This window comes from Streptomyces sp. NPDC101152, from assembly GCF_044768275.1.
Taxonomy (GTDB): domain Bacteria; phylum Actinomycetota; class Actinomycetes; order Streptomycetales; family Streptomycetaceae; genus Streptomyces.
On the sequence record NZ_JBIWPO010000005.1, the window covers coordinates 208,047 to 221,368 of the forward strand.

At 71.1% G+C, this 13,322-nt stretch carries 12 protein-coding genes and 1 pseudogene; 11 read left to right on the forward strand and 2 right to left on the reverse strand.

All coding sequences use genetic code 11. The features are described 5' to 3' along the window. Positions 1-10: 10 nt before the first annotated feature. Together ACIRVK_RS09050 and ACIRVK_RS09055 are read right to left on the reverse strand one after the other, a co-directional pair. Positions 11-1,672, reverse strand: coding sequence for a hypothetical protein (locus ACIRVK_RS09050; protein ID WP_404244775.1), 1,662 nt, complete (start codon positions 1,670-1,672; stop codon positions 11-13). A 199-nt stretch (positions 1,673-1,871) separates the two neighbouring features. Further along, a complete protein-coding gene (locus tag ACIRVK_RS09055) occupies positions 1,872-4,070 on the reverse strand; it encodes an elongation factor G-like protein EF-G2 (protein ID WP_404244776.1) in 2,199 nt (732 codons plus the stop codon). 222 nt (positions 4,071-4,292) lie between these two features. Here ACIRVK_RS09055 and pgsA point away from each other — a divergent pair. The 11 genes and pseudogenes from pgsA to yajC all read left to right on the forward strand — a co-directional run bounded on the left by pgsA (position 4,293) and on the right by yajC (position 13,271). Beyond that, positions 4,293-5,022, forward strand: a pseudogene (gene pgsA / locus ACIRVK_RS09060) (phosphatidylinositol phosphate synthase). Beyond that, the gene (locus tag ACIRVK_RS09065) at positions 5,019-5,960 is read left to right on the forward strand and encodes a phosphatidylinositol mannoside acyltransferase (RefSeq protein WP_404244778.1); all 942 of its coding nucleotides are present in this window, start codon (positions 5,019-5,021) and stop codon (positions 5,958-5,960) included. The pseudogene pgsA and the gene ACIRVK_RS09065 overlap by 4 nt, the downstream one beginning before the upstream one ends. Continuing rightward, complete coding sequence (locus ACIRVK_RS09070; RefSeq protein WP_404244779.1) at positions 5,957-7,126, forward strand: glycosyltransferase family 4 protein; 1,170 nt, start codon at positions 5,957-5,959, stop codon at positions 7,124-7,126. The genes ACIRVK_RS09065 and ACIRVK_RS09070 overlap by 4 nt, the downstream gene beginning before the upstream one ends. A 49-nt stretch (positions 7,127-7,175) precedes the next feature. Continuing rightward, a complete protein-coding gene (locus tag ACIRVK_RS09075) occupies positions 7,176-7,718 on the forward strand; it encodes a hypothetical protein (RefSeq protein WP_404244780.1) in 543 nt (180 codons plus the stop codon). 116 nt (positions 7,719-7,834) lie between these two features. Beyond that, positions 7,835-8,746, forward strand: coding sequence for a pyridoxal 5'-phosphate synthase lyase subunit PdxS (gene pdxS, locus ACIRVK_RS09080; RefSeq protein WP_404244781.1), 912 nt, complete (start codon positions 7,835-7,837; stop codon positions 8,744-8,746). A 6-nt stretch (positions 8,747-8,752) separates the two neighbouring features. Continuing rightward, positions 8,753-9,385, forward strand: coding sequence for a pyridoxal 5'-phosphate synthase glutaminase subunit PdxT (gene pdxT / locus ACIRVK_RS09085; RefSeq protein ID WP_404244782.1), 633 nt, complete (start codon positions 8,753-8,755; stop codon positions 9,383-9,385). 52 nt (positions 9,386-9,437) lie between these two features. Beyond that, positions 9,438-10,190: a YebC/PmpR family DNA-binding transcriptional regulator gene (locus ACIRVK_RS09090; RefSeq protein ID WP_208781059.1), complete on the forward strand. Its 753-nt coding sequence runs from the start codon at positions 9,438-9,440 to the stop codon at positions 10,188-10,190. Between the two features lie 133 nt (positions 10,191-10,323). After that, a complete protein-coding gene (gene ruvC / locus ACIRVK_RS09095) occupies positions 10,324-10,863 on the forward strand; it encodes a crossover junction endodeoxyribonuclease RuvC (protein WP_404244783.1) in 540 nt (179 codons plus the stop codon). Beyond that, a complete protein-coding gene (gene ruvA / locus ACIRVK_RS09100; RefSeq protein WP_404244785.1) occupies positions 10,860-11,468 on the forward strand; it encodes a Holliday junction branch migration protein RuvA in 609 nt (202 codons plus the stop codon). The genes ruvC and ruvA overlap by 4 nt, the downstream gene beginning before the upstream one ends. Before the next feature lie 53 nt (positions 11,469-11,521). Beyond that, on the forward strand, positions 11,522-12,592 hold the full coding sequence (ruvB, locus tag ACIRVK_RS09105) for a Holliday junction branch migration DNA helicase RuvB (RefSeq protein ID WP_404244786.1): 1,071 nt from the start codon (positions 11,522-11,524) through the stop codon (positions 12,590-12,592). Between the two features lie 187 nt (positions 12,593-12,779). Beyond that, positions 12,780-13,271, forward strand: a complete 492-nt coding sequence (yajC, locus tag ACIRVK_RS09110; protein ID WP_404244939.1) for a preprotein translocase subunit YajC — start codon at positions 12,780-12,782, stop codon at positions 13,269-13,271. Positions 13,272-13,322 lie beyond the last annotated feature (51 nt).

The window sequence follows — 13,322 nt, forward strand, 5'->3', positions numbered from 1 at the left end:
CAGGGATGGCCTACGCGTCGTAGACGTCCGCCTTGGTCGGGGTCGGGTCCTGGACCTGGGTGCTGAGGAACGCAGACCTCGTGCCGAAGGCCTCCGTGTTCACGCCGTTCTCCCGCAGGATCCGTATCGCCGCCGCGTGCACGACCCGCAGCACCGGAGTGGCGGCGCGCAGGGCGTCGTCGGCCATGAAACGGTGGCGCCAGGGCTGGTCGGCCCAGGCGTGCCGCAGGCCGAACGGCTCCGGCAGGACGATGGTGCCGCCCAGCCAGTTCAGCAGGGGCGGGTACCAGCTGATCGGGGCGCGCACCGCGAGGCGTACGACCTCGTCGGTGGTGACCAGCGGGAGGGACACCTTCCGGGTCTCCCACGGCTTGAACGACTTCTGGACCTCCTTGGTCGGAGCCTCGGGCTTGCTGGTGAACAGCGAGTTCACCGGCCCCAGCGCGTGCCCCGTGACCTCGATGCGGAGCGTCTCGTGCAGCACCGTCACCGTGATCATCATCGTGATGACCAACTGCCCGTCCCACAGCGTCCACTGCACACCCAGGTAGTGCCGGTCGCCCGCGCCGAACTGCTGCTTGTTGCAGATGTCCTGTATCGCGTGGGTCTTGACCTGGTACGCCTCCACGTCCGTGCCCTCGGGCCGGGACACCGCCGTGGCGCCCTCGCCGATCGGCGTGACGATCCAGTGACGTATGGACGCCTTCGGGAAGCCGCCGGTGTTCAGCGTGTTGCGCTCCAGCATGCGCAGCTGGTCGTGGATCGACCGGATGACGTCCCAGCTGCGGAAGGGGTGGATCTCCCGGGTCGGGTCGGCCGGCACCAGATCCTCCGCGAGCTGCCAGCTGCCCCAGCGCGTGCCCATGCCGAGGATGCCCTTGGGGCCGGCGTAGAACACGGAGTTGGACTGCTGCTCGGCGGCGAGCTTGGCCAGCGACTGGCGCAGCGCGTCCGCCTTCGTCTCGCCGGGGCCGGTCGGTACCGCCTCGGGCACCTTGGCGCCGACGCTGCTGCCGGCGAGCAGGCTGTCCCAGCGCTCCCGCAGGTCCTTCGCCGTGCGCTCGCAGATCTGCTTGGCCCAGAACCAGCCGACCACCGGCATCACGACGCACGCGCGTGCGTACCAGGCCCAGAAGCCGTTGAACGGCATTCGGATCAGGAAGATCACGGCGAGCGCGCCCACCGCCACCAGCAACGTCGTGGCCAGCGCTCCGGCCCGTTTGTCGTCGCGCCGGGCGACGGTCGTACGGATCTGGAAGATCAGCAGCCACACCAGCAGCCCGGGCAGGAACAGCAGCCCGCAGATCACCATGACGATGCTCAGCAGGTTGTCACGGTCCTTGCGGATGTTGTTCGCCGCGAGGGCGTGTTCGACCACGACCTGGGGCTCGGCGCCGAAGGACTGGATCAGCGGCTTGCGGTCGGCGCCCAGCATGCGGTCGGCCACCGCCCGGGAGAAGGCCTCGCCCAGGTTGGGCCGGAAGATCCGCGCCCACGAGCGGCCCGGCGTGACCTGGGTCTGGTGCCACTCGTTGTCGGCGTTCTTGATGTCCGCGACCGGGTTGTCCCGATAGGCCGCCGAGGCCAGCGCGAACGTCGCCGTCTGGCCCTCGTCGCCCGTGCGCGGCACCTGTGGACCGAAGATGTCCCCGTAGCCGCTGTCAACGGTCATTCCCGCCCCCGATCGCCGCCCGAAGCCACCTCTGCGGCTCTTCCCGACTTCGCTGCCCCGCACACCTGTTGATCAGGTCGTCGTGGTGATCCCTTGATCCCGCGACAACTTGATCAGCTTGTCATCAGCGTATCCCCAGGCACCGACATCGGTGGGCGGACGGCCGAAGCCGCCCGCCCACCCGGAGGGGAGCGTTCAACTAGGAGGCCTCGCGGGCCTCTTCGCGAATCCTTTCTGCGATCTGCGGGGGCATCGGCTCGTGCCGGGCGTACGAGCGGCTGAAGCGCGCCGTGCCGTGCGAGAGGGAGCGCAGGTCCACGGCGTACCGCCCGATCTCGATCTCGGGGACCTCGGCCTTGATGAGCGTGCGGCCGCCGCTGGTCTGCTCCGTGCCCAGTACCCGGCCGCGCCGTCCGGACAGGTCGCTCATCACGGCGCCTACGTAGTCGTCGCCGACCAGGACGCTCACCTCGGCCACCGGCTCCAGGAGATGGATCTTCACGTCGGCGGCCGCCTCCCGCAGTGCGAGCGCGCCCGCAGTCTGGAAGGCCGCGTCCGAGGAGTCCACGGAGTGCGCCTTGCCGTCCAGCAGCGTCACCCGGACGTCGATGAGCGGATAGCCCGCGGCGACCCCCTTGGCCGCCTGGGCCCGCACGCCCTTCTCGACCGACGGGATGAACTGCCGGGGCACCGCGCCGCCGACGACCTTGTCCACGAACTCGATGCCCGAGCCGCCGGGCAGCGGCTCCACCTCGATCTCGCAGATGGCGTACTGCCCGTGCCCGCCGGACTGCTTCACGTGCCGCCCGCGCGCCGCCGCCGTGCCCGCGAAGGTCTCCCGCAGGGACACCTTGTGCGGTACGACGTCGACCTGGACGCCGTAGCGGCTGCGCAGCCTCTCCAGCGCCACGTCCGCGTGGGCCTCGCCCAGGCACCACAGAACCACCTGGTGGGTGTCCTGGTTCTGTTCGAGCCGCATCGTCGGGTCCTCGGCGACCAGGCGGGCGAGCCCCTGCGAGAGCTTGTCCTCGTCCGCCTTGCTGTGCGCCTGGATGGCGAGCGGCAGCAGCGGGTCGGGCATCTCCCAGGGTTCCATCAGCAGCGGGTCGTCCTTGGCGGAGAGTGTGTCCCCGGTCTCCGCGCGGCTGAGCTTCGCCACGCACACCAGGTCGCCGGCGATGGCGTGCGTCACCGGCCGCTGCTGTTTGCCGAAGGGCGTGGACAGCGCGCCGACACGCTCGTCGACGTCGTGGTCCTCGTGCCCGCGGTCGGCCAGCCCGTGCCCGGAGACGTGCACCGTCTCGTCGGGGCGCAGGGTGCCGGAGAAGACGCGGACCAGCGAGACCCGGCCCACATAGGGGTCGGACGCGGTCTTGACGACCTCGGCGACCAGCGGACCGTCCGTGTCGCAGGCCTTGATCTCCCGCGGCTTGCCGTCGATGGTGGTCACCCCGGGCGTGGGGTGCTCGAACGGCGTCGGGAAGCCGCCCGTGACCAGCTCCAGCAACTCGACCGTGCCGAGCCCCTGTTTGGCGCCGTCGGCCGCGGGGGCGGCGGCCAGGACGGGGAAGAAGACCCCGCGTGCGACCGCCCGTTCCAGGTCCTGGACGAGCGTCTTGAAGTCGATCTGCTCGCCGCCCAGGTAGCGGTCCATGAGGGTCTCGTCCTCGCTCTCCGAGATGATCCCCTCGATCAGCCGGTTGCGTGCCTCCTCGATCTCCGGCAACTGGTCCTCGCCGGGCTCGGACTCCTTGCGCTCCCCGGTGGAGTAGTCGAACAGCTTCTGCGACAGCAGCCCGACCAGCCCCGTCACGGGCGCGTGCCCGTCCGGGCCCTTCGGGCCGTGCAGAGGGGTGTAGAGCGGGAGCACGGCGTCGGGGTCGTCCCCGCCGAAGGCCTCCGCGCACACCCGCGTCATCTCCTCGAAGTCGGACCGGGCCGCCTCCAGGTGCGTGATCACGATCGCCCGGGGCATCCCGACGGCCGCGCACTCCTCCCACACCATGCGGGTCGACCCGTCCACGCCGTCCGAGGCCGAGACGACGAAGAGGGCCGCGTCCGCCGCTCGCAGACCGGCCCTGAGCTCCCCGACGAAATCGGCGTACCCGGGGGTGTCGAGAAGATTGACCTTGATGCCGTCCCATTCGACCGGCACCAGGGACAGCTGCACCGAACGGTTCTGCCGGTGCTCGATGTCGTCGTAGTCGGAGACGGTGCCGCCGTCCTCCACGCGGCCCGCCCGGTTCACCGCTCCCGCGGTCAGCGCGAGAGCCTCCACCAAAGTGGTCTTGCCCGATCCGGAGTGGCCGACCAGCACCACATTCCGTACGGACGCGGGGTGGTCGGCCGCCGTAGCCCTGCCGGCGGCTCCGGGGTGTGCGTTCGCCTTGTCGCCCATAACCTTGCCTCCCGTGCACGGTGAGGTCACTGTGGGCGCGGGCGTGCCGGGCCGCGTGCGGTGGCGGCTCCGATGACGCCCGCGGTCCTTCGAGCTTTCCACTCCCGTCACGGTGCGTCCATACGAGAGACGTGATCGTGCCGACCGGCCCCGTCGGGAACGGGCCACCGGTCCTTGGGTGGGTGAGTGCCCGGCCCTCGTACACACGCGCGCGTGGCTACGATGGGCGCGCCGGTGGCCAGCAGGGGCCGAGCCGGCCACACCGACCGTCGGGAAGGCCATGCTGAACAAGTACGCGCGTGCATTCTTCACGCGTGTCCTCACACCGTTCGCCGCGTTTCTCATCCGGCGGGGCGTCAGCCCCGACACGGTCACGCTCCTCGGCACCGCCGGCGTGGTCGCGGGTGCGCTGGTCTTCTACCCCATGGGCGAGTTCTTCTGGGGCACCGTCGTGATCACGTTGTTCGTCTTCTCCGACCTCGTCGACGGCAACATGGCCCGCCAACTGGGCCGCTCCAGCCGCTGGGGCGCCTTCCTCGACTCCACCCTGGACCGGGTCGCCGACGGCGCGATCTTCGGCGGCTTCGCCCTGTGGTACGCCGGCAGCGGCGACGACAACGTGCTGTGCGCCGTCTCGATCTTCTGCCTGGCCAGTGGCCAGGTGGTGTCGTACACCAAGGCCCGCGGCGAGTCGATCGGCCTGCCCGTCGCCGTGAACGGCCTCGTGGAGCGTGCCGAACGGCTGGTGATCTCGCTGGTCGCGGCGGGGCTCGCGGGCCTGCACAAGTTCGGCGTGCCCGGCATCCAGTACCTGCTGCCGGTCGCCCTGTGGGTCGTCGCCGTCGGCAGCCTGGTCACCCTGGTCCAGCGGGTGGTCACGGTCCGCCGCGAGTCGGCGGAGGCGGAGGCCCGGGCAGCGGGGGCCGAGCAGGAGAGCGGGGCGGCCAAGTGAGTGCCCGGGACCGGATGACGGACGCGCTCTACGGGCTCGGCTGGGGGACGGTCAAGAAGCTCCCGGAGCCGGTCGCCGTACGCCTCGGCCGGAGCATCGCCGACCTCGCCTGGAAGAGACGCGGCAAGGGCGTCCAGCGGCTGGAGAGCAACTACGCGCGCGTGGTGCCGGACGCGAGCCCGGAGCGCCTGGCCGAACTCTCGCGCGCGGGCATGCGCTCCTACCTGCGCTACTGGATGGAGTCCTTCCGGCTGCCCGCCTGGAGCGAGGAACGCATCAAGGGCGGCTTCGACCCCAAGGGCCTGCACCACCTGACGGACGGGCTCGCCGCCGGGCGGGGCGTCATACTCGCACTGCCCCACATGGCCAACTGGGACCTGGCCGGCGCCTGGGTCACCACCCGGCTCGAGACGCCGTTCACCACGGTCGCCGAGCGCCTCAAGCCCGAGACGCTCTACGACCGTTTCGTCGCCTACCGCGAGGGCCTCGGCATGGAGGTCCTCCCGCACAGCGGCGGCACGGCCTTCGGCACGCTGGCCCGGCGGCTGCGCGACGGCGGCCTGGTCTGCCTGGTCGCCGAGCGCGATCTGTCGTCCTCCGGCGTCGAGGTGCGGTTCTTCGGCGAGGCCACCCGGATGCCGGCCGGGCCCGCCCTGCTCGCCCAGCAGACCGGGGCGCTGCTCCTGCCGGTGACGCTCTGGTACGACGACTCGCCCGTCATGCAGGGCCGCGTCCATCCCCCGATCGAGGTACCCGAGTCAGGCACCCGGGCCGAAAAGACGTCTGTCATGGCACAGGCGCTGGCCGACGCCTTCGCCACGGGGATCGCCGACCATCCGGAGGACTGGCACATGCTCCAGCGCTTGTGGCTCAAGGACCTCGATCCGGCGAGGAACCCCGACCGCACACCCCCGGCCGCCGAGAAGGGCACGTCGTGAGGATCGGCATCGTCTGCCCGTACTCCTGGGACGTGCCGGGCGGCGTCCAGTTCCACATCCGCGACCTCGCCGAGTACTTCATCCGCCTGGGCCACGAGGTCTCCGTCCTGGCCCCGGCCGACGACGACACGCCCCTGCCGCCGTACGTCGTCTCGGCCGGCCGCGCGGTTCCGGTGCCGTACAACGGCTCGGTGGCCCGGCTGAACTTCGGCTTCCTCAGCGCCGCGCGCGTGCGGCGCTGGCTGCACGACGGCGCCTTCGACGTGGTGCACATCCACGAGCCGACCTCGCCCTCGCTGGGCCTGCTGACCTGCTGGGCGGCGCAGGGCCCGATGGTCGCCACCTTCCACACCTCCAACCCGCGCTCCAAGGCGATGATCGCCGCGTACGCGATCCTCCAGGCGGCGCTGGAGAAGATCAGCGCGCGGATCGCCGTCAGCGAGTACGCCCGCCGCACCCTCGTCGAGCATCTCGGCGGTGACGCCGTGGTCATCCCGAACGGCGTCGACGTCGACTTCTTCGCCGGGGCCGAGCCCGATCCGGAGTGGCAGGGCGACACGATCGGCTTCATCGGCCGCATCGACGAGCCCCGCAAGGGCCTGCCGGTGCTGATGAAGGCCCTGCCCCGGATCCTCGCCGCCCGTCCGCAGACCCGGCTGCTGGTGGCCGGCCGCGGGGACGAGGAGGAGGCGCTGGAGCCGCTGCCCGCCGAGTTCCGCTCCCGGGTGGAGTTCCTCGGCATGATCAGCGACGAGGACAAGGCGCGCTTCCTGCGCAGCATCGACCTGTACGTCGCGCCCAACACCGGCGGCGAGAGCTTCGGCATCATCCTGGTCGAGGCGATGTCGGCGGGCGCGCCTGTCCTCGCCTCGGACCTGGACGCCTTCGCGCAGGTCCTCGACCAGGGCGCGGCCGGTGAGCTGTTCACCAACGAGGACCCCGAGTCGCTCGCCCGGGCGGCGCTGCGGCTCCTGGCGGACCCGGCCCGCCGGGCCGAACTGCGCGCCCGGGGCAGCGCGCACGTGCGCCGCTTCGACTGGTCGACGGTCGGCGCGGACATCCTGTCGGTGTACGAGACGGTGACGGCCGGGGCGGCGGCGGTGGCGGCCGCGGACGACGACCGGGGACCGGGACTGCGAGCACGGTTCGGGCTGGCGCGGGACTGACCGGACGGGGGCCCGGGCGTGGTGACGGGCCCCGGTAACGTGTGCGCCCGTGACCGCAACCCTGATCTGGATCCTCGTCGTCCTCGCGGCGGTCGGCCTGTACCTGAGCTGGACCGCAGGCCGCCTGGACCGGCTGCACGCGCGCATCGACGCCGCCCGGGCCGCCCTCGACGCCCAACTCCTGCGCAGGGCCTCCGTGGCGCAGGAACTGGCGACCTCCGGCGTCCTGGACCCCGCCGCCTCGATCGTCCTGTACGAGGCCGCGCACGCGGCACGGCAGGCCGAGGAGGAGCAGCGGGAGGTGGCCGAGAGCGAGCTGAGCCAGGCGCTGCGGGCGGTGTTCGCCGAGCCGGCCCAGGTGGAGGCGGTGCGCGAGGCGCCCGGCGGCGAGGCGGCGGCCCACGAGCTCACGGAGGCCGTGCGCCGGGTCCCGATGGCCCGGCGCTTCCACAACGACGCGGTCGGCGCGGCCCGCAGGCTGCGCGGACACCGCAAGGTCCGCTGGTTCCGCCTGGCCGGTCACGCCCCCTTCCCGATGGCCTTCGAGATGGACGACGAACCGCCGGCGGCCCTCGCCGACCGCGCGGCATGACGGCCCGGTGGCAAGAAAAGGATCCACAGGCTTCCCATTGGCTCTTGCTGTGGACTGGCCCAATCCCGTTTCCTCGGTGATTGCAGAAACCCTCTTTCCCTTCAGCGAGGTCATCCGTGTCCAGCACGATCTTTGACAACCAGAGCCCCGAGACCGGCACCGCGCGCGTGAAGCGCGGTATGGCCGAGCAGCTCAAGGGCGGCGTGATCATGGACGTCGTCACGCCGGAGCAGGCGAAGATCGCCGAGGACGCGGGCGCGGTCGCCGTCATGGCCCTGGAGCGGGTCCCGGCCGACATCCGCAAGGACGGCGGCGTGGCCCGGATGTCCGACCCGGACATGATCGAGGGCATCATCAACGCGGTCTCCATCCCGGTCATGGCCAAGTCCCGCATCGGTCACTTCGTCGAGGCCCAGGTCCTGCAGTCCCTCGGCGTCGACTACATCGACGAGTCCGAGGTCCTCACCCCGGCCGACGAGGTCAACCACTCCGACAAGTGGGCCTTCACCACGCCCTTCGTCTGCGGCGCCACCAACCTGGGCGAGGCCCTGCGCCGCATCGCCGAGGGCGCCGCGATGATCCGCTCCAAGGGCGAGGCCGGCACCGGCAACGTCGTCGAGGCCGTCCGTCACCTGCGCCAGATCAAGAACGAGATCGCCCGGCTGCGCGGCTTCGACAACAACGAGCTGTACGCCGCCGCCAAGGACCTGCGTGCCCCGTACGAGCTGGTCAAGGAGGTCGCCGAGCTCGGCAAGCTCCCGGTGGTGCTGTTCTCCGCCGGTGGTGTGGCCACCCCCGCCGACGCCGCGCTGATGCGCCAGCTCGGTGCCGAGGGCGTCTTCGTCGGCTCCGGCATCTTCAAGTCCGGTGACCCGGCCAAGCGCGCGGCCGCCATCGTCAAGGCGACCACCTTCTACGACGGCCCGAAGATCATCGCGGACGCGTCCCGCAACCTCGGCGAGGCCATGGTCGGCATCAACTGCGACACCCTCCCCGAGACCGAGCGCTACGCCAACCGCGGCTGGTAACCAGTCATGAGCACTCCTGTCATAGGCGTCCTGGCCCTCCAGGGTGACGTCCGGGAGCACCTCGTCGCCCTGGCCGCGGCCGACGCCGTGGCCAGGCCCGTCAGGCGCCCCGAGGAACTCGCCGAGGTGGACGGCCTCGTCGTCCCCGGCGGCGAGTCCACCACCATCTCCAAGCTGGCCGTCCTGTTCGGCGTGATGGAGCCCCTCCGCGCGCGCGTGCGGGCCGGCCTGCCCGTCTACGGCACCTGCGCCGGCATGATCATGCTCGCCGACAAGATCCTCGACCCGCGCTCGGGCCAGGAGACCATCGGCGGCATCGACATGATCGTGCGCCGCAACGCCTTCGGACGGCAGAACGAGTCGTTCGAGGCGGCGGTCGACGTGCGGGGCGTCGCGGGCGATCCTGTAGAGGGCGTGTTCATCCGCGCCCCCTGGGTCGAGTCCGTCGGAGCCGACGTCGAGGTGCTCGCCGAGCACGACGGCCACATCGTCGCGGTCCGCCAGGGCAACGCGCTCGCCACGTCGTTCCACCCGGAGCTGACCGGCGACCACCGCGTGCACTCCCTGTTCGTCGACATGGTGCACGCGAACCGGGCGACGGAGTCCCAGCGCCGCGGCTGGCAACGTCCGCGGCCCTAGTAGGATTCCTGGCGTTCGTTGCAGAGATGGGTTACGCGAAGGAGACAGGCAGATGTCCGGCCACTCTAAATGGGCCACGACGAAGCACAAGAAGGCCGTGATCGATGCCAAGCGCGGCAAGCTCTTCGCGAAGCTGATCAAGAACATCGAGGTCGCGGCGCGCATGGGCGGCGTGGATCTCGACGGTAACCCGACGCTCTACGACGCCGTCCAGAAGGCCAAGAAGCAGTCGGTCCCGAACAAGAACATCGACTCCGCGATCAAGCGCGGCGGTGGCCTCGAGGCCGGCGGCGCCGACTACGAGACGATCATGTACGAGGGCTACGGCCCGAACGGTGTCGCGGTGCTCATCGAGTGCCTCACCGACAACCGCAACCGTGCCGCCTCCGACGTTCGCGTCGCGATGACCCGCAACGGCGGCTCCATGGCCGACCCGGGCTCGGTGTCGTACCTCTTCAACCGCAAGGGCGTCGTGATCGTCCCCAAGGGCGAGCTGACCGAGGACGACGTCCTCGCCGCCGTCCTGGACGCGGGCGCCGAGGAGGTCAACGACCTCGGCGAGTCCTTCGAGGTGCTCAGCGAGGCCACCGACCTGGTCGCGGTCCGCACCGCCCTCCAGGACGCCGGGATCGACTACGACTCCGCCGAGGCCAACTTCGTCCCGACCATGCAGGTCGAGCTGGACGAGGAGGGCGCCAAGAAGATCTTCAAGCTGATCGACGCGCTGGAGGACAGCGACGACGTGCAGAACGTCTTCGCCAACTTCGACGTCAGCGACGAGGTCATGGAGAAGGTCGACGCGTAACGCTGCCGCGAGCTGAGCGGACGCAACGGCTCAACGGGCCGACGGGACACGCCCCGTCGGCCCGTCGCCATGTCGGCCGTTGTCGGTGGCACCCGATAGCCTGCACAAACAGGCGATCGAAGGGAGGGGTTCGGTGCGCGTACTGGGGGTGGACCCCGGGCTGACCCGGTGCGGTGTCGGCGTCGTCGAGGGGGTCGCGGGCCGGCCGCTCACCATGGTCGGCGTCGGTGTCGTACGCACGCCCGTGGACGCCGAGTTGGGACACCGGCTCGTCGCCATCGAGCGGGGCATCGAGGCCTGGCTGGACGAGCACCGGCCCGAATACGTCGCCGTGGAGCGGGTGTTCAGCCAGCACAACGTCCGCACCGTGATGGGCACCGCCCAGGCCAGCGCCGTCGCCATGCTCTGCGCCGCCCGCCGTGGCATCCCCGTCGCCCTGCACACCCCCAGCGAGGTCAAGGCCGCCGTCACCGGCAGCGGCCGCGCCGACAAGGCCCAGGTCGGCGCCATGGTGACGCGTCTGCTGCGGCTGGACGCGCCCCCGAAGCCCGCCGACGCCGCGGACGCCCTCGCGCTCGCCATCTGCCACATCTGGCGCGCCCCCGCCCAGAACCGCCTCCAGCAGGCGGTCGCCCTGCACGCAGCCAAAGCAACGAAAGGCCGCCTCGCATGATCGCCTTCGTCAGCGGCCCCGTCGCCGCCCTCGCCCCCGACTCCGCCGTGGTCGAGGTCGGCGGGATCGGCATCGCCGTCCAGTGCACCCCCAACACCCTCTCCGGGTTGCGCATGGGGCAGCAGACCAAGCTCGCCACCTCCCTGGTCGTACGGGAGGACTCGCTCACCCTGTACGGCTTCGTGGACGACGACGAGCGCCAGGTCTTCGAGCTGCTGCAGACGGCGAGCGGAGTCGGCCCCCGGCTCGCCCAGGCCATGCTGGCGGTGCACAGCCCGGACGCCCTGCGCAGGGCGGTCGCCACCGGCGACGAGAGGGCACTGATCGCCGTCCCCGGCATCGGCAAGAAGGGCGCCCAGAAGCTGCTCCTGGAACTCAAGGACCGGCTCGGCGGGCCCGTCGGCGCCGCCCCCGCGATCGGCGCCCCGGTCACCCAGGGCTGGCGCGACCAGCTGCACGCCGCCCTCCTCGGCCTCGGGTACGCCACCCGCGAGGCCGACGAGGCGGTCGCCGCCGTCACCCCGCAGGCGGAGGCGGCCCAGGGCACGCCCCAGGTCGGCCAGCTGCTGAAGGCCGCCCTGCAGACCCTCAACCGAGCCCGCTGAACCGCTGACCACCGCGCCCGCCGCACGACCCCCCGAGACCCGAGGCACACTCCATGAACTGGGACGACACCACCGACACCCCCGCCCCCGAGCGGCTGGTGGACTCTGTCGCCGACCGCGAGGACCAGGCCGTCGAGGCCGCCCTGCGCCCCAAGGACCTGGGCGAGTTCATCGGTCAGGAGAAGGTCCGCGAACAGCTCGACCTGGTCCTGCGGGCAGCCCGCGCGCGCGGCGCCACCGCCGACCACGTGCTGCTCTCCGGCGCCCCCGGCCTCGGCAAGACCACGCTCTCGATGATCATCGCGGCCGAGATGGGCGCCCCGATCCGCATCACCTCCGGCCCCGCCATCCAGCACGCGGGCGACCTGGCCGCGATCCTGTCCTCCCTCCAGGAGGGCGAGGTCCTTTTCCTCGACGAGATCCACCGCATGTCCCGGCCGGCCGAGGAGATGCTGTACATGGCGATGGAGGACTTCCGGGTCGACGTCATCGTCGGCAAAGGGCCCGGCGCCACCGCCATCCCCCTCGAACTGCCTCCGTTCACCCTGGTGGGCGCCACCACGCGCGCGGGCCTGCTGCCGCCCCCGCTGCGCGACCGCTTCGGCTTCACCGCGCACATGGAGTTCTACGAGCCGGCCGAACTGGAACGCGTCATCCACCGCTCCGCCAACCTCCTCGACGTGGAGATCCAGGCCGACGGCGCCGCGGAGATCGCCGGCCGCTCCCGCGGCACCCCCCGTATCGCCAACCGCCTGCTGCGCCGGGTGCGTGACTACGCCCAGGTCAAGGCCGACGGGATCATCACGCGGGACATCGCCGCTGCCGCCCTCGCGGTGTACGAGGTCGACGCCCGCGGCCTCGACCGCCTCGACCGCGGTGTGCTGGAGGCTCTGCTCAAGCTGTTCGGCGGCGGCCCGGTCGGCCTGTCCACGCTCGCCGTCGCCGTGGGGGAGGAGCGCGAGACCGTGGAAGAGGTCGCCGAGCCCTTCCTCGTACGGGAGGGACTGCTCGCCCGCACCCCGCGCGGCCGGGTCGCCACGCCCGCCGCATGGGCGCATCTCGGACTCACCCCGCCCCGCTCGGCTACTGCGGGAAACGGACAACAGGACCTGTTCGGGACGTGATGCCTTCGTGACGGTGCGGACATTGGCCGGGCAAGGAACCCAGGTGCCATGCTGAGCGTTGTTCCATGCGCGCGGACTCGCTTAGACTCCGCCGATGCCGCCTTTGTCGGCGGTATACATACCCCCATCCATCAGGCCGCTGTCCGCCGCGGTCGTGCGAAGGAAATTCCGTCCCGTGAATATCACCATGCTCCTCCCGTTCATCGTGCTCATCGGGGCCATGTTCCTCATGACCCGCTCGGCCAAGCGCAAGCAGCAGCAGGCCGCGCAGATGCGCAACGAGATGCAGCCCGGCAGCGGCGTCCGCACGATCGGGGGGATGTACGCGACGGTCAAGGAGATCAATGAGGACACCGTCCTCCTCGACGCCGGTCCCGGCGTCGAACTCCTCTTCGCGAAGAACGCCATCAGTTCCGTGCTCAGCGACGACGAGTACAACCGCATCGTGCACGGCATCGAGCACGACCTGAAGTCCGACTCCGACGTCGTCCCGGACGACGCCTCCTCCCTCACCGAGACCGACGACCACGCCGACGAAGCTGCCGCCGCCTCCGACGACAAGTCCGTCGACCTCGGCAAGAAGGACGCGCCCGAGGAGCAGGCCGACGAGACCGTCGCCGCGGAGGCGAAGTCGGACGAGGAGCCGAAGAAGACCGACGGCGACTCCGGCGCGAAGTAGCCATGTCCCGGGGTGCGCGGCGGACCCCGCGCGCCCCGGGACCTGTGCATC